Consider the following 21,727-nt stretch of genomic DNA (forward strand, 5'->3'; position numbering starts at 1 on the left):
AAGGATGAAAAAAAGAGTCATTGAAGCCGTACATGCATGTATTCATACAAAAGAACCTATGGCAGTGACCATTCATCCCTATGAAATTGAAAAACAACAACAATTGAACCAACACCATCTTCTGTTGATGCTAAAACCTGAATTAACAAGCATCAATAAAGGTGTACAGCTTGATCTCATACTAGATGAACTTCTCCACCGATTAGATGATCGTGATGTACAAATAGGAGCCGTGCGTGTTATATCATCCTTATATTTGAAAGAAAAGAAAATAATTGAAAATCAATATGGGATGCTAAATAAAATTTCTAAAAATGGTCTGAGTGAAGTGTCAGATGCAGCAAAAAAAATGCTGGCTTTGAAATACCCAGAGTTTAAAAAGAAGGAACATTTCATATATGGAGGCCATCAATTTTTACAAAAGTACAAAGAGCTCACGCCGTATGGTTTAGAGCTTTTAACCCGAAACGTCAAAGTAGACAAGCTGGGTGCGGGCACATACGCCATAGAGGCCGAGGTGGATGGAGAAAAAATGCTTCTGCTCAATTCATTCCACCCTTGTCAAATAGAGTGGTTCACTGCACCTGCAAAGTCTATTATCGTCATTGAATGTTTTTCAAAGCAGCCAATGAGGATGTTGAGAGAAGATTTCATCGGTGCAACGGACCCTAAAGAGGCTAAAGCGGGTTCATTTAAACACATGCTGCTGTCGGAGCAAAAACGGTTTGGTTTATCTAACGTGTGTACTCGGTTTAATGGCATTCACCTGTCACCGGGTCCTGTAGAAGCGATGGCGGGAATGATTCACTATTTTAGTACACCTGATACAAGACTGACTCCCGCGCATACACTTTTTGGCCAGCTGTTAAAGGAAAATGGCTTTCCGGCGGAAGCATTAGATCTATTATGTAAAGATGTGTCCATTCATTCAAGCGAAACGCCCGTATTTGAATTAACAGAAAACCTAAATTGGGATGAAGCACTTGATCTGCTAGTAAAAGTGAGAGACGACATTCAAAAGCATCAACGTGTTCTGTAACGGAGGGAACAACTTGAACAATAAAGGAGCTAGCCAGCGAATTTGGATTGTCGGTCCGCCTGGATCTGGAAAAACAACCCTTGCACATCAATTGAAGCAGGAGTTAACGTTACCTCACTATGAACTCGATGCTCTATTCTGGCAAGCGAACTGGAAAAAAACAGATAAGCCGGTGTTTATCGATAACGTCCATGAAATTGTCAAACAAAAGAAATGGGTCGTCGATGGTCAATATTCATCTGTTCACCACATATTGGCTGAATATGCTGATACGATCATTTGGCTTGATGTCAAGAGAAGACAGACATTCCCCCGTCTCATGAAAAGGACATTCAAACGGCTCATCACAAGGGAGAAACTTTGGAATGGAAATAAGGAGCGAATGGGTAACGCGCTCCAATTTTTCTCATATGCCTTTCAAGTCTATCCAGAGGTGATTCATCAAAACGAAAAGCTTTTTCACAAATTAAAAGAAAAATCTCATGTGAAATGCTTGCGCATAGACAAACGGGACGATGCAGACCAGGTGCTAATGAAAATCAAAAACCTTGAGAAAAAGGGGTGAGGACATGACGGCACTAGATGATGCTAATAATGTCCTGAAATATTGGTTTTCGGAACAGCCGATTCGCTTAACACCTTTAAACGGAAGAAGCCCTAATGAAGGGTGGCTTGTCGAAACGATCAAAAACCGTTTTGTCTTAAAAAAATGTGCGAGAAACCATGATGCAAAGTGGCTTCAATATTTAGAGGAATTAACAGATGCTCTGCTTGATCATGGCTTCCCGATTCAACCTATGGTGGAGGCAGAAGATCATCGTAAGACCATTTTATTCAAAGAACACTTTTGGCAGCTGCGGCCCTATTTCGAAGGAAGACCATATGAAATGGGAAATCGTTCAGATGAACAAGAAGCCATCCGGGTATTAAAACAGCTCCATTCACTGAAGAACTTACCGAAAGGACCTGTGAATCCAAACTGCGAATTGAAGAACTGGATTACTTCTCCGGACGAAACGCTCGGCAAGACGGCTTATGCCCTAAAAAAGGTTGTTTCTTCTAAAAAGGCTGCTGCTTTGCTCAAAGTGTATGAACGGGAACTAATGAATATCATCACGCTGCTAAACCCTAGTATATACGAAGGATTACCTCATGCTGTTACACATGGTGACTTTCATTCTGGCAACCTGTTAATTCGTAACAAAAAGCTTGCCATGGTTCTTGATTTTGATACAGCATGCTTTAGACCGCGAGTATATGATGCAGCCATATCTGCTTTTTTGTTAACGAGAATCAAGAGAGGAACGTTTCAACTAGATATTGTGAAAACGATTCAATTTTTAAAGGCATATGCAGATGACTTATCCGAATATGAATGGCGCTCAATATCTGCGTTTATCAGACTTTTATATATTCCGACAGAGCGGTATTTAACACTGCTGCACACCTATACACCTCACTTACTAAACTGGTATATTGATTGGTCTTTCGAAGCACTAGAATCTGCATCGAACCAGCTGAAGGAAGATTGGTATCTCCAAAAGGAGATGAGAATATGAAGGTCGCTGTTGTCACAGGTGGAAACAGGGGCATAGGCAAAGAAGTATGCAGACAGCTTGCGCAGTGTGGAATGCTTGTTATTTTAACTGCACGGCAGCTTGAGAGTGCCGAAATAGCTGCGTCTGAAATGACTGAGCATGTTGTGCCATTTCAGCTGGATGTAACAAATGATGAATCGGTTGAACGTTTCTCGGCATTTATGAAGAATTCGTTCGGGAAAGTGGATGTGCTCATTAATAATGCCGGTGTCTTTCATGACAACATAAAGGGTCACACATTTCCAACTTTTCTAGATCTTCCTGTATCGACACTCCAAGAAACGATGAATGTGAATGTGTATGGTGCAGTCAGAATGACCAAGGCCGTTTTTCCTTACATGAAAGAAGCTGGATATGGACGGATTGTCAATGTATCTAGCGGTATGGGAAGGCTCTCTGCGATCTACGCTTCAGGCGATGTCAGGCGTGATGGAAAAAGCGGTCCTTACTACCGGATGTCAAAAGCGGCGCTGCATGTTCTCACAAAGGTCACAGCTTTAGAGGGGGCACCCTATTCTATCCTTGCGAATGCAGTGTGTCCTGGCTGGGTACAAACGGACATGGGGACATCAGAGGCTGTTAAAACCATACAGGAAGGTGCATCAGGAATCGTGTGGGCGGCACAGCTGCCCCGAGATGGACCAACAGGAGAATTGTTGAGGGACGGGCAAAGACTTCAGTGGTAAGAGGAGGCAGCTACATGCGAGGTATGAAAGGAAAGACAGTTATTGTGACAGGCGGAGCTCAGGGGATTGGATATGCGGTCGCAGAACGAGCCGCACAAGAAGGCGCACAAGTCGCCATTGCTGATCATCATGTAGATTACGGAATTGCAGCAGAAAAACAGCTCAAAGCAAATGGATATGATGTTTTGTTTATAGAGGCTGATATTGCTGATGAAGCATCCATTGTTTCAATGATCGAAAAAACAGCCAATCATTTTGGGAAAATAGACATGCTGGTGAATTGTGCAGCCGTGTTTATCATGCGGGGTCTTGAAGCAACCGTTGAAGAATGGCGGCGCATTATGGATTTGAATATTATGGGACAAGCGCTTTGTGTCAAACACACTGCGCCTTACATGGAGAAAATAGGAAAAGGATCGATTGTAAATATTGCCTCCATTTCAGGCCACATTGCCCAGCCGAAATATTTAACATATAACGCGACAAAAGCAGCTGTTGTCAATATGACGCGGTGCATGGCAATGGATTTGGCGGATGCAGGTATTCGTGTAAACGCAGTGAATCCCGGCACGGTATGGAACAAAAACAACGAGCGGTTCCATTTAGAAGAGCTTGGATTGACAAGAGAGCAAGCAAATCAGCATCCTGATATTGGCGGGATGCACATGTTGAAACGAACCGCTGATCCAGAAGAGATCGCATCTGCTGTCATCTTCCTTCTTTCAGATGAAGCGAGTTTTATTACAGGAGAAAATTTGATGGTTGACGGCGGCTATACTGCCATGTAGAGGAGTAAAAATTGCATGAAATTTGATCTGCACACACATCATCAACGCTGTGGTCATGCGGAAGGGAACATCAGAGAATATATCGATGAGGCTGTCAAATTAGGTCTGGATTTTATTGGGATATCAGATCACTCTCCGTTCTTTGGTGAAGAGGCTGACCACTTTAAACCATGGGTAGCGATGGCTAAAAGTGAATTTCAATCATATATAGAGGAAGTCCTGCAGTTGAAAAAGGAATATGACGGAAAAATTCACGTGCTGTTAGGTGTCGAATCTGACTATTTTCCAGAACACGAGGCCCTTTACCGAGACGTGTATCGACATTATCCATTTGATTATATCATTGGCTCGGTTCATGTCAGTAATGGATATGACCTATTTAACCGGAAACGGTGGGAACAAATCCCAGAGCAGAAAGCCATCATTGAAAAAGAAACGTATTACCAGTTAATTAAAATGTCTGCTGAGAGTCAAATGTTCGACGTTTTAGGCCATATTGACGCCTTAAAAGGTTTTTATCCAGAGATTGCTCATCTCAAAACAGAAGCTGTCGATGATGCACTGCAAGCAATTGCGGAGAGTGGTTCTGTCATTGAAGTGAATACCTCTGGCAAAACAAAAGACTGCGGCGGCTGGTATCCATCAATGGATCTATTAGAGCGAGCCAAATTTTATGGTGTGGATGTCACGTTTGGCTCAGATGCCCATCAGCCAGCCCGAGTAGCAGATGATTGGCTGAAAGTAAAAGAGACGCTGAAGGAATTGGGTTACAAGGAATGGTATATCTTTCAATCTCGTCAAAAGCGAAAATTGGCTCTATAAATTCTAAAAAAAGGGGTTATGAAAATGACAAAAGTTCGCGTAGCAATTGCAGGAGTAGGATCATGCGCTTCAAGTATCGTTCAATTTGTAGAATTGGCAAAGGAAAAGATGGATACGCTCTCCGGTGTTATGCATGATGTCATTGGAGGTTATCACTTGTCTGATGTGGAATTTGTTGCAGCTTTTGAAGTAGATCAAAATAAAGTAGGAAAAGACTTATCAGAGGCTATTTTTACTAAACCAACGGCTGCAGTAAAACATATTGATGTTCCGTTTTTCCAAGTACCCGTTGAAGCAGGTCCTTTATGTGATGGTCTTGAAGGAGATTTGTCCAACTGCATTCAGCCGCATGAACATTCATTAAAAATGAACACACATGATGTGACGCAAAGATTAAAGGACGTTCAGGCAGATGTACTAGTCTGCTTCTTACCGACAGGTTCGTTTGAAGCAGTTCGAGTATACGCAGAGGCGTGTGCACACGCGCAAACTGCCTTTATTAATGCGACACCTGAACCAGTGGCAAATGATCCTGAATTTGTCAAAATGTTTGAAGAGTCGAATACCCCGCTCCTTGGAGATGATTTAAGAAGTCATTTAGGTGCCACAACACTGCATACAGCGTTAATTGAGCTATTAAAATCCCGAGGGATTGATATTACCAATACGTACCAATTGAATGTCGGTGGTAATACAGATTTTTTAAACCTTGCCAACCCAATGAGATCAACGAGTAAACAAAAATCGAAGAGAAAAGCATTATTTGCCTCTGGTATTGATGCCAGCGAAGTGGCAGCAGGTCCAAATGGCTATGTCAGCTACTTAGGGGATCATAAAGTCTGCTTCCTGCGATTGGAAGGAAATTCTGTTTTAGATTCAGACATTTCGCTTGAAATCCGTTTACAAGTAGAAGATTCTCCGAATTCAGCTGGTGTTATCGCTAACGCAATGCGCGTAGCAAAAGCAGCTAAAGATATGAATCACAGCGGTGTCATACATGACGTTTGCCCATTCTTATTCAAAAGCCCTCCAATTGGACAAGTAGATTCAGAATCATTGCGTCTATTCAATGAATATGTAGCAAATGCTGAGCTGAAAAAGGTGTGATCAGTGGAAGCGGAACTAAATCTTTGCGAGATAAAATTTGCCGCTTTTGATTTGGATGGCACATTAATTGATGATCGAGGCGAGCTTATTGGTGATGTCCATGGCGCAGTGAACATGCTGCGCCAAAGAGGCATTATTTCAATAATTGTCACAGGCAGAACCTATGATTCTTTCTTCTCTCTGAACTTAGATCCTTCTTTACTCAATTTATTTCATCATGATGTTTTGCTGAATGATGGAAATGTGATTTGCCATCATCAAAAGAAAACATTTGACGTTAAACAATATCTAGATGCTGCTATATGCCGGCAGGTTATCTCATCACTTGATGGTCAAGCTGAATTTGTCATGGAATCACACGGGAAGCATGTGGCATCAAGTAAAAGCGCTAAGTTGAAATATTGCATGCTTTACACATTTCCACGAGAAAAAATAGAGGTTGGTCACCAGAAAGAATTCACATTTGACCGTGTGACAAAACTATTTATTTTACCGAAAGAAAAAATAGATATCGCTCATCTATTAAGAGATTGTCATTGTGATGTTGCGGATGCCCAGTTTTTAAATGCACAAGTGGTATCCCCGAAAGGAATTTGTAAGGCGGATATGCTTGAACGCCATTTATTAGATTGTTTTGGAGAAAGTGATTTAAATCGTGTGATTGCTTTTGGAAATGGTCATAATGACAGACTGCTGCTCAAGAAGGCGAGGTGGGGGCTGGCAGTTCAAGATAGCCATCCATCGGCGATTGAGTTATGTGATGTTCATCTGGGGGAGTCTATTTATAACTATCTTGATAAAGCTTCACAACCATTAGAAGCATCAAAAGTGATCAATAAAAAGGGAGGAATTTAGTTGAGAACCCTTCAGCTGCCTTTACCAGATGCAATAGAAGATACAATGATACCAGATTTTGTGGAAAGAGTTTCTTTTCTATCAGCCCATATTTTGCACGTTGATCTTCTTGAAGAGGAATCTGTTATTGAAGTAACAGTCGATCATACAGGAGATGCAGAGGCAATATCAGCTGCGTTTTTAAAGTTATCGTCAAATGTAGCTCAACTGCGGAGGTTTCGTGAAAAGGAAATGAAATCAAATATTCATTTTAAAAGTGAGCCTGTTCATTCGAAACTAAGCGGGGATGACCAAAAGAGAACTTTCTATGACGAAATTGAAATGGAACTCGCACACTATTTTGATCAATTATTCTTAAATATGGGGGCTTCACTTGGGGCCAAATTAAGAAAATACCCTTCTACGATGAGTAAAGAATTAATGGAAAAGTGTAAATACCATACAAATTTTCCGCAAAATATTTATTCTGTTTTTGAAATACCTCATGATTACCAAATTATTGATGACATTCGAGAAAAGCATCATGGTTTTCTGCCTGAACACTTCCAGCAAGCAGGTCGATTTTTACAGCCGTGCATTTGTTATCACTGCTACGAGGAATGGGAAGGGAAGACCTATACAGACAATCAAATGATGACAGCAGCGGGGCAGTGTTTTAGACATGAAATTTCTTGGAAAGTAGATCCCCTAAGGAAACTAGAATTTAGTATGCGTGAAATTATCTTTATCGGTGATAACGAATACATTAACGAAACAAGAAAAACACTTCTTGAACACACATGGCAATGTTTTCATCAGCTTGGCCTTAGTGGTAAGGTCACCACCGCAAATGACCCCTTTTTCTTTTATGATGATATGGATAAAGCGAATTATCAATTAATGGCAAACAGCAAATATGAGTTAGTAGCTGTGACAGAAAAGAAAGACGTTTCGATCGCTTCATTTAACGACTGTGGAGAGATGCTTTGTGAAAGGTTCCAAATCAAGGGAGAAAATGATAAGCCGCTTTATTCGGGTTGTGCCGCATTTGGTATCGATCGATGGGTTCAAGTATTTTTACAAACATACGGTCGAAATAAAAAGAATTGGCCGGATGAGATGCTTCATATAAAGGAGGGTCACTATGCTGCAAAGTAATCTGACTCAAGAAGAGCACACAGCCCTCATTTTATCTACCCCTTTTTTAGAAGACATCCAGATAGAAGAGATGAAGGAGCTTCTGTATCAGCAGCAAGACTGGAATGTCATTCTTGGAATGCTGCATGTTCATCGGACAGCTGGTATTGCATGGAAAAATATTAAACGTTACGCCATTCATTTAAGAAAAGATTTTAAAGCAACTTATTTTTTAAAGTCATTAGAGATTATGTATAAGGGGCAATTAGAAACGGCACGAGACAATCTCACGTTAAACGATCAGTTATTTCAAGCACTTGATCAAAAAGGAATTGAATATGCCATTGTAAAAGGAAGTGTGATTGGCCAGTGGGCATACGGCGATGTAGGGCTTCGTTTATTTGGGGACAACGATCTCTTTATCTCACAAGATCAGCTGCAAGAAACTGGACATGTATTAAAAGAATTAGGCTATATTCAAGGTTCTTGGAATTATGAAACGGAGACAGTCACACCTGCGAAACGAAAAGACATTCTTTACCTCATCATGAACTCACATCAAACCTACACCTACATGAAACCTACACCAGAATGCCGCTTTATTGACTGTCATAAAATTGATGTTCAGTTTTCAGTTGACCTCATGACAGGAAACCGGACAGATTCAATTGTCCAAGAAATGCTGTCTAGACGAATTCAAACGTCTGTTGACGAGCACCTTGTATGGTCATTAAAAGAAGAGGATATGCTGATTTTCTTATGTATTCATTTTTACAAAGAGGCGATTTATTTAAATGAAGTGGAGTCAATGAAAGATTTACTGCTTTATAAGCTGCTTGATATATATGGCATGTTTATGAGAGAAGACCTATTGGATGTGGAGTTGTTTGTCCGTCGAACGAAAGCGTATGGCTTTGGAAAGATGGTCTATTTTGCTTTGCATTATGTGAATGAAGTCTTTCCTCATACGATTCCTGATCTTGTCATGGAGGCACTTCAGCCTGAATCACTTGCTTATTTATCCGAAGTGCTGGATGCAAATGATGTCGTTCATACATGGAATCAGCCTATTCGTAAACGATTCTTTCACATTAATCGGTCTTTAGAAATTAAAAAGCATTCTGTTCATAAGGAGTAGTGTGATGAAAGATCCGGCAGCTCTATTTGATTTTAAGGGAAGAAACGACGTGATATGGTTTGGGAATATGAATCAAGAACAAATCTGGGATCAAACAAAGGCTTTACCTGTTATGACAGACCATGTTCAAAATGAACTCGTTCTTCAGCAGGAACAACAACTGCTTTTGATTGCTTCTAAGGATCATCATGTCATCATGCATCATCAGCCAGAACCAGCTTTTTTAGCCTATTTGGAAAAGCAGGGTATCAAGCTTCCACATATGATTCAAAAAGAAGATGCGTTCAATTTAAAGGGACTCATTGTACCCTATCTTTTAGATGAATCGGTTGATCAAGATTCGCCACTTGAAAAAAGAAAGATTTATGGTTCAAATCCAACACTCGTAAAGCGATTTAATCATAAGATTTCGACTAGAAAGTGGGCAGAAGAACATCAGTTTAATGTTACTTGTGGTGCTGTTTGTCAAAATGCTGACGAGTTAAAACAGACGTATGAAGAATTAAGGGCGAATCATTTCTCAAAAATGGTTCTGAAATTACCTTATGGATCATCTGGTAAGGGACTTCGTATTTTAAAAAACGAGAGAGAATTCATGCAGTTAGTGACCTTTATTGAAAGAAGAAAAATCCAAACAGACCTCCTCTTAGAGGGATGGCATCCAATTAAGCGATCTTTAAATGCCCAATTGCTCATTCAAGAGGAAGATTCACACTTACTTTCAATTACAGAACAGAAAATCAATGAGGACGGCATCTACTTAGGGACGAATTTTGCCCCTATTTATGAACAGGACAAAAAACGTGAATATGAAGTAAGCATGCATCGAATCATAGAGCTTCTATATGCAGAAGGGTATCGAGGCGTGGTTGGCGTTGATTCGATCATTGATATAAATGAACAGCTCATACCGATCATTGAAATAAATGCACGGTTTACGCAGGTTACTTATTTACTCCCAATCATTTGCCGTTTTTTTTCAACCTACGAATATATTGAAAGCCGCTTTAAAAGATTCTCAAGCAGTGCCGACCTGCCGTTTGAAGATGTGTTAACGGAGGTAACAGAAGCACTCGATCCCGGAGAAGATGGTGGGTTTTTTATTTATACTTTCGGTAAAACGAGAGCGGATGATATGTGGCACTATCGACTGTTTATATTGTTTTACCATATGAAGAAGGACAAGCAGATTCATATGCTGAAAAAGTTTGATGATATGGAATTTTCAGCTGAAAGGGGGAGGGAATTTGCCGAAAAATGACGCTACGCTCTTAGAGAAAGCGAATGGTTATGGGACGCCGATGTATGTATACGATGGAGATGCATTAAAAGATCACTATGATCACATTACAGCATGGCTCCATCAATCAGCTGAGGTGTTCTTTTCATTTAAGTCCAATGGAAATGCCTCGATTGCGTCACTGTTACGGTCTTTTGGGGCTGGTATAGAAGTGGCTTCTGCAGGAGAGCTCCTTATGGCTGTAAAAGCAGGTTATTCCCCGGAGCATATCATTTTTTCTGGCCCTGGTAAGCAGAAGCAAGAGATCGATGCCGCTATTCAGCATGAGATCTATTGTATTATCGCCGAATCAAAGGAAGAGCTCATTTATATCGCTGAGTCTGCAAAGCATCAGGATAAACAGGTATCAGTAGGAATTCGGATTAATCCTGAATCCATTGAGTCACGGGCAAAAATCAAAATGGGCGGAGTTCCAAGTCCATTTGGGATAGATGAATCCAAACTGAAAGACGTATTTGACCTATTTCAGAAGTATGATCATTCGCTCTTATTTAAAGGGATTCATATGTATTTGGGAACGCAGGTTCTTGATGAAACATCGCTTTTATCATCGTTTGAATACACGCTCAATACAGCTGTTCGAATCAAGAATGAATTTGGACTAACATGCCAGATGGTTGATTTAGGCGGCGGGTTTGGCATTCCGTATTTTCAGCATGAGACACCTCTTCATGCTGAACGTTTATTTCAAAACGTAGCGGAATTGATTCGAACGTACGAAACTGAGCTGGAATTTCCGAGGTTTATTATTGAGATGGGGAGATTCCTTTTAGCGGAATGTGGGGTTTATTTAACCACTATACAATATGTAAAAGAATCAAAAGGACAGACGTTTTTAATTGCAGATGGAGGAATGCATCATCATCAAGCGATGACGTTTAGAGGCAGGCTGCTCCGCAATAATTATCCAATGCGGCTCATTAAACCTTCCAGCAAGCCCTCAGCTGTAGTGAAACAATCGATTGTGGGCCCACTATGTACTCCGGAAGACTTAATTGGCCGGCAGGTGGAGCTTCCGCAAGGCGATGTAGGTGATCTTCTTTGTATTGAGAAATCTGGGGCATATGGACTTTGCTACAGTCCTACCTTATTTTTAGGTCATTCTTCTCCGCTAGAGCTGCTTTTGTTTGAAGGAAACGATTATGTCATTCGAGAGAGAGGGACCCCGGATGATCTTTTATTAAAACAAAATAGATTATTCTTTACACAAAGGAGGGATGAATATGACACTGACAGAGCTACGTCAAGAAACGATTGATCGTCTTATTTTGCAATTTTCGGAAAGGGCGAGTCAGCTTGATGACAAATTTCAGTTCCCGCATCAAAATCTAGACGAACTGATTGATTGTGGATTACATGTCGCCAATATGCCGAAACAAGACGGGGGTCTTGGTTATGGATTTGAAGAAACGGTGACTCTTTTGTCACACATATCTAAAGGATGCGCGTCGACAGGACTCATTATGGCGATGCATTACTATTCGCTCGGCGCATTTTCTGAAGTGCTTACAAGTGAGCAGCAGGCCATGGTTTTTGACGATATTCGGCGTTCAGGAGAACTAATCGCTTCTGTTAGCGATCCGAATGTGATTTTTATTTATCAGCGTAAGCAAATGGACGGAATTCCGACCATTACCGCAGAAAAAACAGATGGCGGATATCTTGTGAGTGGAACTAAATTTACAGTAACTGGTGCACCGCGCATTAAATATTTACCGATTTATTGTCAGTATGCTCCGTCGTCATGCACATCTCAATATGGAATGACGGCTCTATTAATGACATTACCTACTGAAGGCGCTGCGATTGAAGAATCGTGGAATTATTCGGGCATGAGGGCATCGATGAGTCATCACATTCATTTTGACCAAGTGTTTATACCCGATCATCAGCTAATCGGACGGGAAGGCTACGCGATAGAAGATACTGAAAATTTAATTTACTGGTTTCGTCTAGCTGTTACAGCTGTTTATTATGGCATTGCAAAAGCAGCATATGAACATGCCCTCGGTATGGCATATAAAAGAAATGATCGAATTTCCAAGAAAAAATCAGCCTTTTTACCAGGTCCACAATTTCGTATTGCAGATATGAAAATTAAATTAGATGTTGCACATTCTCAGCTTATGGCTTGCGCTCAGCAAGCAGATCAAGAAAAGAAACAAAATCATTACTCAAGTGATTTGTATACGAAGACACTGATTACAAAACATTTTGTGACGCAAGCAGCAGAAGAAATCGTGCAGCTAGCTTCTCAGGTCGAGGGTTTTTCTTCATTACAGCAAGGATCTTTGCTCGAGCGTTTAAGCCGAGATGTGAAAGCGGCAAAATTTCATCCGCCTTCTGAAGATTTATTAAAAGAAGTGATTGCGAAAAAAGAGCTGGGCATTATCCCGTTAAAAAATCGATGGGTATGATGGCAAGAAAAAGGAGGAGACATAAGTGGCTACTGCAGCACCTATTTACCGGAACAATTACTTAAACTGTTCTCAATTAACGATTGCAGCCATGCTTCTTAGAAAAGGGATTGAAATTGATAGGATTTGGAGGCAGGCCGGCCTTGTTTATAGACCCCAAGACAAAGGGTTTGTTTTGATCGGTTCCTTTAAACATTTTCGTGAGGATATTCTTCATCATAATGGCATTCATTTAGAAGAAATTTTTTACACGGAAGAGGAATTAGACCTCTATATCAATCGTGTGTTTAAACAGCATCCAAGCGGAGGGACTGTGTCTGTTTCCCTAGATATATTTGACTTACCGTACTGTCCATTTTACGAAAGAGAACATGGGTATCACACATTGGAAGTACTTGAGGTGAATGATGATCATGCAGTGGTCAGTGATCATGCATACTCCTATCATGGCACATTGAGTAAAGACCATTTGATGAAAGCTGCGCGCTCTGTATATGAACATACACCTCGAACCGAAAATCGTTATAAGTGGATTAAACATGTGGAACTTCAGAAAGAACCGGATGTGTTGGTGATATTAAAAGAGCATGCGGCCATATTAGAAGGAGCACCGCCGCATTTTGATTTGCCTGGAGCTGTCACAGGGCTGGGCGCTATTTCAGTCATTCAAAGGGATTATATTGATAGTATCAAAGACAATGAAACTGGAAATTTATTAGACAATGTTTACTTTGAAGGACTAAAGGATGTGGCTAACTCCAGAAAACATATGGTGACATTCCTATCTTCTTATGAAAATGAGCTTTTACATCCCCTTATTCAAGCGTTTGAAGATGCTTATCAAAGCTGGACAGTACTCGCCAATTTTACGGCTAGAGTAGGCCTCAGTAAAAATCCTCGCAGTATGATAGAAAGAACGGCGAATCGGTTTCAAAAAACATTAGAAGTGGAGACCAGCCTGCTCACAGAACTAAAAGAGGTGATTCAAAATGAAGACTTATCAAACTCTTTCTCTTCATGATTATGTCAATAACAGAGGCATCACATATCAAAATGAATATGAAAAAGGCCAATTAACAATTGGCGGAGCTTCTTTGCCGGCTGAGTTAATTATGAACGTGCAAGATCCTTTTATCGAAGGGATTCCATTTCAGTTCATATATCAAGATCAAGGAGACAATATTGAATTAGAGGGACAGTCTCTTCATTTTCCGCCACTTGAAGCAGAAGCGCTTCATGTCGTTGGCTGTTCATCCAATGGCAATCTTTACGAAGAGATTTCATTATTACGAGAGGGGAACGTTGTCTGTGAGACTCGGCTTTCATTAACGGATGTGATTGAACGTGAACCTGCATTTCATGATCGAGCGGCATATGCATTTGATTATATTCATACGGTATCCGGCATTAATCATCATATGACATCAAACCTATGGCTTGATTCGCTCACCTTCTCGAAAAAAGTAGTTTTTGATGAAATTCGCTTTCAAGATAATCCATTTATGCATATTTTCGCAATGACGATTCAGCAGTCAAATCATTAATGGAAGGGAGCCATGTCTATGTGCGGCATTGCAGGTTATTGTCATTTTAACCAAGCACCACTAGATCCTCACATCTTACTGAAGATGAAAAACGCCCTTGCTGTGCGTGGACCTGATGATAGTGGTGTATATCAAGATGACTCAGTTGGTTTGGTTCATACGCGGCTTTCCATTATTGATATTCAATCTGGACCGCAGCCAATAACAAATGAAGATGATTCTATCTGTGTGATTCTAAATGGTGAGATTTATAATTTCAAAGATTTAAGAGAGAAATTATGGAATAAAGGCCATTTGTTTCGTACGCAGACAGATACAGAAGTACTTGTTCATGGTTATGAAGAATACGGAATTTCCTTTGTTGAGCAATTAAACGGAATGTTTGCAGCTGCGATATGGGATAAAAAGAAGAAAGCACTTTATTTGTTTAGAGACCGGTCTGGGATCAAACCGCTGTATGTTTCAGAATGCCGGGGAGGGCTTATTTTTGGATCGGAAATGAAGGCTCTTTTTCAGCATCCTGACATAAAAACTGCTATTGAGCCGGAGGCTGTTCTTAGTTATTTATCCTTCCGTTATTCGATCGGAGAGCAGACTTTTTTTCAAGGAATTCAAAAATTACCCCCAGGTGTTATCTTGAGAATAGATGAAACAGGCATAACAAAAGAGGCCTACTGGCAATATCCGCTTCCGGCTGATGGGATCGATCGGGGAGAACGTTATTATCAAAAGGAATTGTTTGAATTAATTCAAGATAGTGTGCAAAAACAGATGATGTCTGATGTGCCTGTGGGAGCTTTTTTGAGCGGGGGAGTGGATTCGACTTCGATTGTCGCTTTGATGTCCAAATACAAAAACGAGAATATTCATTGTTTTTCGACCAGCTTTGAAGAGGAAGGCTTTTCTGAAGAAAGTTATGCCAAACTCGCGGCAGATCAATACAATGTCAAGCTTCACTCACATCGAATGAGTGAAGAAGAGTACTTTCAATTACTGCCTGAAGTTGTGAAGCGAAGAGATCATCCTCTTTCTATTCCTCATGAAGTCGCTTTTTACCATATGTCACGGGAAGCAAAAAAGCACGTGACGGTTGTTTTATGTGGTGAAGGAGCGGATGAATTGTTTGCAGGTTATGGACGTGTCTTTAGGAGTCCAGCAGATTGGCGGAAAATTTTATGGCTTCAAAAAAACAGAAAACTGTCCTCCATCCTTTCTAAGGTATTATTTGAACCATCCTTTCAGCACGAGGTCCATCAAATGATCCACCTTGAAGGTGAGATGGATCATTACAAAAAAAGGTATGCATGGTTTACTGCTGGCGAAAAAGAGCTGCTTTTAAGTCGTCACGCTGATTCAATTGATCCTCCTGACTCGCACATGAACCAGTTTATTGCCCATTGTTTTCAAAAGATGGAGGGGGAGTCTTATGAAAATAAACTGCTCTATTTATTTCAGCAGATTCATTTACCCAATCTGTTAGACCGGCTGGATATGATGACGATGTCACATGGACTAGAAGCGCGTGTTCCATTTCTTGATCATCGCATCATCCAATTTGTCAATGACATGCCCTTCAAATATAAGCTTCCTTATAAAGGACTGCCTAGCAGGCTGCAAGCCTTTTTTCAGTCGAGTCTCAAAACAAGTGAGGTACAAGACATTCCGAAATATATGTTGAAAAAGACAATGGAGCAAACGGTGGATAAGCGTATATTATATAGAAGAAAAATGGGTTTTCCGGTTCCTGTGTATCATTGGATGAGCAAAAGGATGAAAGAAATCGAAGAGAAGCTTCTTGATCAACAAAGCTTTGCAACAGAACTGTTTCAAAGAAAGCCGCTAGAGCAATTTTTACGAAATCATTCGAATCAGAAAAACAAAAATGGAGCGGATCAAAAAGTCTGGATGCTTTACAACTTGGAATTATGGCATGATCACTACATGAAAGAGGCTCGGCTTCCTCTCCAAACTAGTCATTAAAGAGATCCGGTCTATTTCTCTTGCCTGCTGCATATATGATACGGAAGGGAAGTGATGCGATTTTGAGGCTGAGTGAACTGTCGGGAAAAGAGATCGTCGATATTAAAAGAGCGGAGCGGCTTGGCGTGCTTGGACAAACTGACCTTGAAATCAATGAACAGGACGGTCAAATTACAGCACTCATTATACCTTCCGTGAAGTGGTTTGGCTTTCGAAAACAAGGAAATGACATCCGCGTCCCGTGGAATCACATTCAAAAAATAGGATCAGATATGATCATTCTCGATGTGCCTGAAGAACTTCAGCTGCACGGAGAAAAAGAGCACCCGCAATAATGGGTGCTCTTTTTCTTTTCTCTCTCTGATTTGTTCACAGGCTGAATCCTCTCCTCATATGCTGAAAGGGAGATTCAGAAAATATTACAGACTTTTTTAAATAAAGAAGGTGAACGGTCAGTATGTTGAGCGGTTTAACGGTTGCGGTGATCGGGGGAGATGCAAGGCAGCTTGAAATTATTCGCAAGTTGTCACAGCAGCATGCCAAAGTATTTTTGGTTGGATTTGACCAGCTGGATCATGGATTTATCGGTGCTGAAAAGCTGAAAATGTCTGAACTTCCATTCGAACAAGTAGACAGTATGATCCTGCCAGTATCTGGGACAACGGATGAAGGCGCTGTTGCTACAGTTTTTTCAAACGAGCAGGTCTTGCTGGAAGCTAAATATTTAGAAAGAACCCCTGCCCATTGTACCTTGTACTCAGGTATTTCAAATACGTACTTAGACAATCTGGCAAAGCAGGTGAACCGGAAGCTTGTGAAGCTGTTTGAGCGAGATGATATTGCCATATATAACTCTATTCCAACAGTTGAAGGAATTATCATGATGGCCATTCAGCAAACGGACTATACGATTCACGGGTCTCATGTCGCAGTCCTCGGACTTGGAAGAACAGGACTCACCATTGCCCGCACATTTCGGGCACTAGGGGCAGACGTAAAAGTAGGGGCGGCAGACACAGCACATTTAGCGCGGGCCTTTGAGATGGGTCTTCATCCATTTTCAATGGACCAGTTAAAAGAGGAAGTAACGGATGTTGATATTATCATCAATACCATTCCAAGTCTCGTATTAGATTCATCTGTCATCGTCAGCATGACACCAAAGACACTCATTTTGGATATCGCCTCCCGTCCAGGCGGAACAGACTTTGACTTTGCACAAAAGCACGGAGTGAAGGCACTTCTTGCACCAGGACTCCCGGGGATTGTTGCACCAAAAACAGCAGGACAAATCATTGCAAAAGTGCTTTCCGGGCTTTTATGTGAACTTGCGGAGGAAAAAAGGGGGATGGAATCATGACAACATTAAAAGGGAAAAGAATCGGCTTTGGTTTAACAGGTTCCCACTGTACGTATGAGGCTGTTTTTCCGCAAATCGAAGCGCTTGTAAAAGAAGGGGCAGAGGTGCGTCCAGTGGTGTCGTACACGGTGCAGAGTACGAATACGAGATTTGGAGATGGAGCCGAGTGGATCGAGCGGATTGAGAAGCTGACTGGATTTCAAGCGATTGACTCAATCGTGAAAGCAGAGCCGCTCGGGCCTAAGCTGCCGCTTGATTGTATGGTCATTGCTCCTTTAACTGGAAACTCGATGGCGAAATTTGCAAATGCCATGACAGACAGTCCTGTTTTAATGGCTGCTAAAGCAACCATACGGAATCATCGACCTGTCGTTTTAGGAATCTCAACAAATGATGCGTTAGGTTTAAATGGTACAAATCTGATGAGGCTCATGTCGACAAAGAATATTTTCTTTATTCCGTTTGGTCAGGATGATCCATTCAAAAAACCGACCTCTATGGTCGCGAACATGAATCTGCTAACTCAAACAGTAGAAGAGGCACTCCAGCATAGACAAATTCAGCCAATTTTAATTGGACCAAACGAATAATAGATTCACTAGAAAATCATGAAAGATTCAAAAAAGATGCTTCAAGCCTTGCTTTTCTATGGTAAAATAAAATGTAAAAAGTCATAGGATGGCCATCCGAAAGAAAAGAATCATGGATGGGTCGGAAGGAGTTTTACTGATGGGAAGAGGATTGCATGTAGCTGTAGTTGGAGCGACTGGAGCTGTCGGTCAACAAATGTTAAAAACACTAGCTGACAGAGATTTTGAAATGGATACACTTACTCTACTATCCTCAAAACGTTCTGCTGGAACAAAAGTGACATTCAGAGGTCAAGAGTACACTGTTCAGGAAGCAACACCTGAAAGCTTTGAAGGAGTGAACATTGCATTATTCAGTGCTGGAGGAAATGTTTCTAAAGCGCTGGCTCCTGAAGCAGTCAAACGAGGTGCGATTGTTGTTGACAACACAAGTGCTTTTCGTATGGACGAAAACATCCCTCTTGTCGTACCAGAGGTAAACGAAAAAGATTTGCATGATCATCAAGGGATCATTGCAAACCCTAACTGTTCAACGATTCAAATGGTAGCGGCATTAGAACCGCTTCGTCAGGCATATGGAATGAAAAAAGTCATTGTCTCTACGTATCAAGCAGTATCAGGTGCGGGACATGAAGCCATTGACGAACTATACAGCCAATCACAAGCCATTTTAAATAAAGAGGATGTAACACCAGAAGTCATGCCTTATCAAATTGCATTTAATGCGATTCCGCAAATTGATAAATTCCAAGACAACGGTTATACATTCGAAGAAATGAAAATGATCAACGAAACGAAAAAAATCATGCATATGCCTGAGCTGGAAGTAGCGGCAACATGCGTAAGGCTTCCAATTGAAACAGGTCATTCAGAATCTGTCTACGTCGAACTAGAATCAAATGATGCAACAGTGGAAGACCTCAAATCAATTCTAAAAGATGCACCAGGAATTACGCTGCAAGATGATCCGTCTCAGCAAATTTATCCAATGCCAGCAGATGCTGTTGGGAAAAACGACGTATTTGTCGGCCGCATTCGGAAAGATTTGGACCGTCCAAACGGGTTCCATATGTGGATTGTATCTGATAACCTGCTTAAAGGCGCTGCATGGAACTCTGTTCAAATTGCAGAAAGCTTAAAAGCATTAAAATTAGTTTAACATTCAATGGATGATGAGGACGAACAGAAGAGAGTTAGGCATCTTTCGCCTGCTCTCTTCTGTTACGTCAGAATGAACTTGGAGTGAAAACAGTGAAAATAATTGTCCAAAAATTTGGCGGTACATCTGTCAAAGATGATCAAGGTAGAAAAAGGGCACTTGCACATATCTTATCTGCAAAAGAGAAAGGCTATAAGTCGGTTGTTGTCGTTTCTGCAATGGGACGAAAAGGCGATCCCTATGCGACAGATACGCTGCTCGGTCTGCTTTACGGCAGCGCGCAGCATATGACAAACAGAGAAAAAGACTTGCTTGTTTCCTGCGGGGAGAATATCTCAGCTGTTGTGTTTTCAAGTATGCTGAATGAAAACGGTCTAAAGGCTGTAGCGATGACTGGAGCTCAGGCGGGCTTTGTGACTGATAAGGAGCATACAAGTGCGAAAATTATTGACATGAAGTGCGAACGTCTGGAAGCAGCACTGTCTGAACATGATGTTGTCGTTGTCGCTGGGTTCCAGGGAGCGGCGAAAAATGGAGACGTGACAACAATCGGACGAGGTGGCAGTGATACGTCCGCAGCAGCTTTAGGCGCTGCATTGCAGGCAGACTTTATTGATATTTTTACAGATGTAGAAGGCGTTATGACAGCAGATCCCCGCATTGTTGAAAATGCAAAACCGCTGAGAGTCGTGACATATACGGAAATTTGCAACCTCGCATATCAAGGGGCAAAAGTCATTCACCCGCGAGCTGTTGAAATTGCGATGCAGGCAAAAGTACCAATGAGGGTCCGTTCAACATACTCTGATGATGAGGGCACGCTCGTTACATCACACTACTCAGATAAAATGAGCCATGATGTGTATGACCGCCTCATTACGGGTATTGCACATGTCAATGATGTGACACAAATCAAAGTCCCTGCAAAAGAAGGTCAGTACAGCGTACAAACAGAGGTCTTCAAAGCAATGGCAAACGCACAAATCAGTGTCGACTTCTTCAATATCACACCGAGTGAAATTGTGTATACAGTGACAGGTGCAATGACTGAAAAGGCAACGTCGATCCTAAAAGATCTTGGCTATACACCAATTGTGACAACAAATTGTGCGAAAGTATCAGCTGTTGGCGCAGGCATTATGGGTGTACCAGGTGTCACATCTAAAATTGTAACGGCTCTATCCGAGCAAAACATTCCGATTTTACAATCGGCTGACAGTCATACGACCATTTGGGTGTTAGTGAACGAAGAAAACATGAGAGCGGCTGTCAATGCCCTGCATGAAGTGTTTGAACTTTCAAGATAAATGTGATTGAATCATGATGAGGTGAAAAAAATGAATTTCGGAAATATCGCAACAGCTATGATTACACCTTTTGATAAAAAGGGCAACATCGATTTCCAAAAGCTATCAATTCTCATTGATTACTTGTTAAAAAACGGCAGTGACTCCTTAGTCGTTGCAGGGACAACAGGCGAATCGCCAACTTTATCGAATGAAGAAAAAGTCGCTCTTTTTCAGCAATCGGTCAAATTAGCAAATGGTCGTTGTAAAATCATTGCAGGAACAGGCAGTAATAATACAAATGCGTCTATCAAACTAACGAAAAAAGCAGAAGAAGCGGGCGTTGATGCAGTGATGCTTGTCGTACCTTATTACAACAAGCCATCACAGGAAGGCATGTATGCACACTTTAAAGCCATTGCCGAGTCTACATCTCTTCCTGTCATGCTTTACAATGTACCAGGAAGAACGGCTGCGTCATTAGCACCAGAAACAACGATTAAGCTTGCGCAAATACCTAACATTGTTGCCATCAAAGAAGCAAGCGGCGATCTTGATGCCATGACAAAAATCATTGCAGAGACGCCAGAAGATTTCGACGTATATTCAGGGGACGACAGTTTAACACTTCCGGCTGTATCTGTTGGTGCAAAAGGAGTTGTCTCGGTTGCGTCTCATATCGTAGGGCTGGATATGCAGCAAATGCTGAAAAGCTATGCTTCAGGCCAGACAGCGAATGCAGCTTTGATCCATCAAAAGCTGCTTCCAATCATGAAACAGCTTTTCTCAGCGCCAAATCCAACACCTGTCAAAACAGCCCTTCAGCTGAAAGGACTAGATGTCGGATCTGTTCGTCTTCCGCTTTTGCCTTTGTCAGAAGAAGAGAGACTGGATTTAAGCAGCGTTTTAAACAGCTGATCAAAACAAAAGATTTCGTAAGCG

General features: G+C 41.3%; 22 protein-coding genes. All 22 read left to right on the forward strand.

All coding sequences use genetic code 11. From position 1 onward, the window contains the following. The first annotated feature begins 4 nt into the window (after positions 1–4). Positions 5–1,039 (forward strand): hypothetical protein, encoded by a 1,035-nt coding sequence (locus MHB66_RS08135; RefSeq protein WP_046310985.1) that lies wholly within the window; start codon positions 5–7, stop codon positions 1,037–1,039. 13 nt (positions 1,040–1,052) lie between these two features. Then, positions 1,053–1,604: an AAA family ATPase gene (locus tag MHB66_RS08140; RefSeq protein WP_051627342.1), complete on the forward strand. Its 552-nt coding sequence runs from the start codon at positions 1,053–1,055 to the stop codon at positions 1,602–1,604. A gap of 4 nt (positions 1,605–1,608) precedes the next feature. Further along, a complete protein-coding gene (locus MHB66_RS08145) occupies positions 1,609–2,598 on the forward strand; it encodes a phosphotransferase (RefSeq protein ID WP_046310987.1) in 990 nt (329 codons plus the stop codon). Then, a complete protein-coding gene (locus MHB66_RS08150; protein WP_046310988.1) occupies positions 2,595–3,323 on the forward strand; it encodes an SDR family NAD(P)-dependent oxidoreductase in 729 nt (242 codons plus the stop codon). Before MHB66_RS08145 ends, MHB66_RS08150 begins: the two co-directional genes overlap by 4 nt. A 14-nt stretch (positions 3,324–3,337) precedes the next feature. Next, a complete protein-coding gene (locus tag MHB66_RS08155) occupies positions 3,338–4,111 on the forward strand; it encodes a glucose 1-dehydrogenase (RefSeq protein WP_046310991.1) in 774 nt (257 codons plus the stop codon). Positions 4,112–4,126: 15 nt separating this feature from the next. Continuing rightward, positions 4,127–4,933 carry a histidinol-phosphatase gene (locus MHB66_RS08160; RefSeq protein ID WP_046310993.1) on the forward strand — a complete coding sequence of 269 codons (807 nt, stop codon included), beginning with the start codon at positions 4,127–4,129 and terminating at the stop codon, positions 4,931–4,933. A 24-nt stretch (positions 4,934–4,957) separates the two neighbouring features. Continuing rightward, positions 4,958–6,040: a myo-inositol-1-phosphate synthase gene (locus tag MHB66_RS08165; RefSeq protein WP_034281869.1), complete on the forward strand. Its 1,083-nt coding sequence runs from the start codon at positions 4,958–4,960 to the stop codon at positions 6,038–6,040. Positions 6,041–6,043: 3 nt separating this feature from the next. Then, positions 6,044–6,895, forward strand: coding sequence for an HAD hydrolase family protein (locus tag MHB66_RS08170; protein ID WP_046310995.1), 852 nt, complete (start codon positions 6,044–6,046; stop codon positions 6,893–6,895). Next, complete coding sequence (locus MHB66_RS08175) at positions 6,896–8,032, forward strand: aminoacyl--tRNA ligase-related protein (protein WP_052712390.1); 1,137 nt, start codon at positions 6,896–6,898, stop codon at positions 8,030–8,032. After that, positions 8,019–9,149, forward strand: coding sequence for a nucleotidyltransferase family protein (locus MHB66_RS08180; protein ID WP_046310997.1), 1,131 nt, complete (start codon positions 8,019–8,021; stop codon positions 9,147–9,149). The genes MHB66_RS08175 and MHB66_RS08180 overlap by 14 nt, the downstream gene beginning before the upstream one ends. Before the next feature lie 4 nt (positions 9,150–9,153). Continuing rightward, the gene (locus MHB66_RS08185) at positions 9,154–10,410 is read left to right on the forward strand and encodes an ATP-grasp domain-containing protein (protein ID WP_052712391.1); all 1,257 of its coding nucleotides are present in this window, start codon (positions 9,154–9,156) and stop codon (positions 10,408–10,410) included. Beyond that, positions 10,397–11,707, forward strand: a complete 1,311-nt coding sequence (locus tag MHB66_RS08190) for a hypothetical protein (protein ID WP_046310999.1) — start codon at positions 10,397–10,399, stop codon at positions 11,705–11,707. Before MHB66_RS08185 ends, MHB66_RS08190 begins: the two co-directional genes overlap by 14 nt. Continuing rightward, positions 11,673–12,866 carry an acyl-CoA dehydrogenase family protein gene (locus tag MHB66_RS08195; protein WP_034281872.1) on the forward strand — a complete coding sequence of 398 codons (1,194 nt, stop codon included), beginning with the start codon at positions 11,673–11,675 and terminating at the stop codon, positions 12,864–12,866. Before MHB66_RS08190 ends, MHB66_RS08195 begins: the two co-directional genes overlap by 35 nt. Before the next feature lie 25 nt (positions 12,867–12,891). Next, positions 12,892–13,887 (forward strand): hypothetical protein, encoded by a 996-nt coding sequence (locus MHB66_RS08200; RefSeq protein WP_046311001.1) that lies wholly within the window; start codon positions 12,892–12,894, stop codon positions 13,885–13,887. Beyond that, positions 13,856–14,410, forward strand: coding sequence for a hypothetical protein (locus tag MHB66_RS08205; protein WP_034281877.1), 555 nt, complete (start codon positions 13,856–13,858; stop codon positions 14,408–14,410). Before MHB66_RS08200 ends, MHB66_RS08205 begins: the two co-directional genes overlap by 32 nt. Before the next feature lie 12 nt (positions 14,411–14,422). Continuing rightward, positions 14,423–16,390 carry an asparagine synthase (glutamine-hydrolyzing) gene (asnB, locus tag MHB66_RS08210; RefSeq protein WP_080943448.1) on the forward strand — a complete coding sequence of 656 codons (1,968 nt, stop codon included), beginning with the start codon at positions 14,423–14,425 and terminating at the stop codon, positions 16,388–16,390. Positions 16,391–16,452: 62 nt separating this feature from the next. Continuing rightward, entirely contained in the window at positions 16,453–16,725 is a 273-nt protein-coding gene (locus tag MHB66_RS08215) for a YlmC/YmxH family sporulation protein (protein WP_034281978.1), read from the forward strand. A 122-nt stretch (positions 16,726–16,847) separates the two neighbouring features. Beyond that, the gene (gene dpaA, locus MHB66_RS08220; protein ID WP_046311005.1) at positions 16,848–17,750 is read left to right on the forward strand and encodes a dipicolinic acid synthetase subunit A; all 903 of its coding nucleotides are present in this window, start codon (positions 16,848–16,850) and stop codon (positions 17,748–17,750) included. Next, complete coding sequence (dpaB, locus tag MHB66_RS08225) at positions 17,747–18,340, forward strand: dipicolinate synthase subunit B (RefSeq protein ID WP_046311007.1); 594 nt, start codon at positions 17,747–17,749, stop codon at positions 18,338–18,340. The genes dpaA and dpaB overlap by 4 nt, the downstream gene beginning before the upstream one ends. 139 nt (positions 18,341–18,479) lie before the next feature. Next, the gene (gene asd / locus MHB66_RS08230; protein WP_024427010.1) at positions 18,480–19,499 is read left to right on the forward strand and encodes an aspartate-semialdehyde dehydrogenase; all 1,020 of its coding nucleotides are present in this window, start codon (positions 18,480–18,482) and stop codon (positions 19,497–19,499) included. Between the two features lie 92 nt (positions 19,500–19,591). Beyond that, complete coding sequence (gene dapG, locus MHB66_RS08235; RefSeq protein WP_034281880.1) at positions 19,592–20,806, forward strand: aspartate kinase; 1,215 nt, start codon at positions 19,592–19,594, stop codon at positions 20,804–20,806. Between the two features lie 30 nt (positions 20,807–20,836). Beyond that, on the forward strand, positions 20,837–21,703 hold the full coding sequence (dapA, locus tag MHB66_RS08240; protein WP_024427012.1) for a 4-hydroxy-tetrahydrodipicolinate synthase: 867 nt from the start codon (positions 20,837–20,839) through the stop codon (positions 21,701–21,703). Positions 21,704–21,727: the final 24 nt, after the last annotated feature.

The sequence above is a fragment of the Bacillus sp. FSL L8-0167 genome (genome assembly GCF_038630295.1).
GTDB lineage: Bacteria > Bacillota > Bacilli > Bacillales > Bacillaceae > Bacillus > Bacillus safensis.

What these genes read in the sequence shown, in the direction of transcription:
- MHB66_RS08135 (WP_046310985.1), top strand. Translation starts at nt 5, where the DNA reads ATGAAAAAAAGAGTCATTGAAGCCGTACATGCATGTATTCATACAAAA.
- MHB66_RS08145 (WP_046310987.1), top strand. Translation starts at nt 1,609, where the DNA reads ATGACGGCACTAGATGATGCTAATAATGTCCTGAAATATTGGTTTTCG.
- MHB66_RS08150 (WP_046310988.1), top strand. Translation starts at nt 2,595, where the DNA reads ATGAAGGTCGCTGTTGTCACAGGTGGAAACAGGGGCATAGGCAAAGAA.
- MHB66_RS08155 (WP_046310991.1), top strand. Translation starts at nt 3,338, where the DNA reads ATGCGAGGTATGAAAGGAAAGACAGTTATTGTGACAGGCGGAGCTCAG.
- MHB66_RS08160 (WP_046310993.1), top strand. Translation starts at nt 4,127, where the DNA reads ATGAAATTTGATCTGCACACACATCATCAACGCTGTGGTCATGCGGAA.
- MHB66_RS08165 (WP_034281869.1), top strand. Translation starts at nt 4,958, where the DNA reads ATGACAAAAGTTCGCGTAGCAATTGCAGGAGTAGGATCATGCGCTTCA.
- MHB66_RS08180 (WP_046310997.1), top strand. Translation starts at nt 8,019, where the DNA reads ATGCTGCAAAGTAATCTGACTCAAGAAGAGCACACAGCCCTCATTTTA.
- MHB66_RS08185 (WP_052712391.1), top strand. Translation starts at nt 9,154, where the DNA reads ATGAAAGATCCGGCAGCTCTATTTGATTTTAAGGGAAGAAACGACGTG.
- MHB66_RS08195 (WP_034281872.1), top strand. Translation starts at nt 11,673, where the DNA reads ATGACACTGACAGAGCTACGTCAAGAAACGATTGATCGTCTTATTTTG.
- MHB66_RS08205 (WP_034281877.1), top strand. Translation starts at nt 13,856, where the DNA reads ATGAAGACTTATCAAACTCTTTCTCTTCATGATTATGTCAATAACAGA.
- asnB (WP_080943448.1), top strand. Translation starts at nt 14,423, where the DNA reads ATGTCTATGTGCGGCATTGCAGGTTATTGTCATTTTAACCAAGCACCA.
- dpaA (WP_046311005.1), top strand. Translation starts at nt 16,848, where the DNA reads ATGTTGAGCGGTTTAACGGTTGCGGTGATCGGGGGAGATGCAAGGCAG.
- dpaB (WP_046311007.1), top strand. Translation starts at nt 17,747, where the DNA reads ATGACAACATTAAAAGGGAAAAGAATCGGCTTTGGTTTAACAGGTTCC.
- asd (WP_024427010.1), top strand. Translation starts at nt 18,480, where the DNA reads ATGGGAAGAGGATTGCATGTAGCTGTAGTTGGAGCGACTGGAGCTGTC.
- dapA (WP_024427012.1), top strand. Translation starts at nt 20,837, where the DNA reads ATGAATTTCGGAAATATCGCAACAGCTATGATTACACCTTTTGATAAA.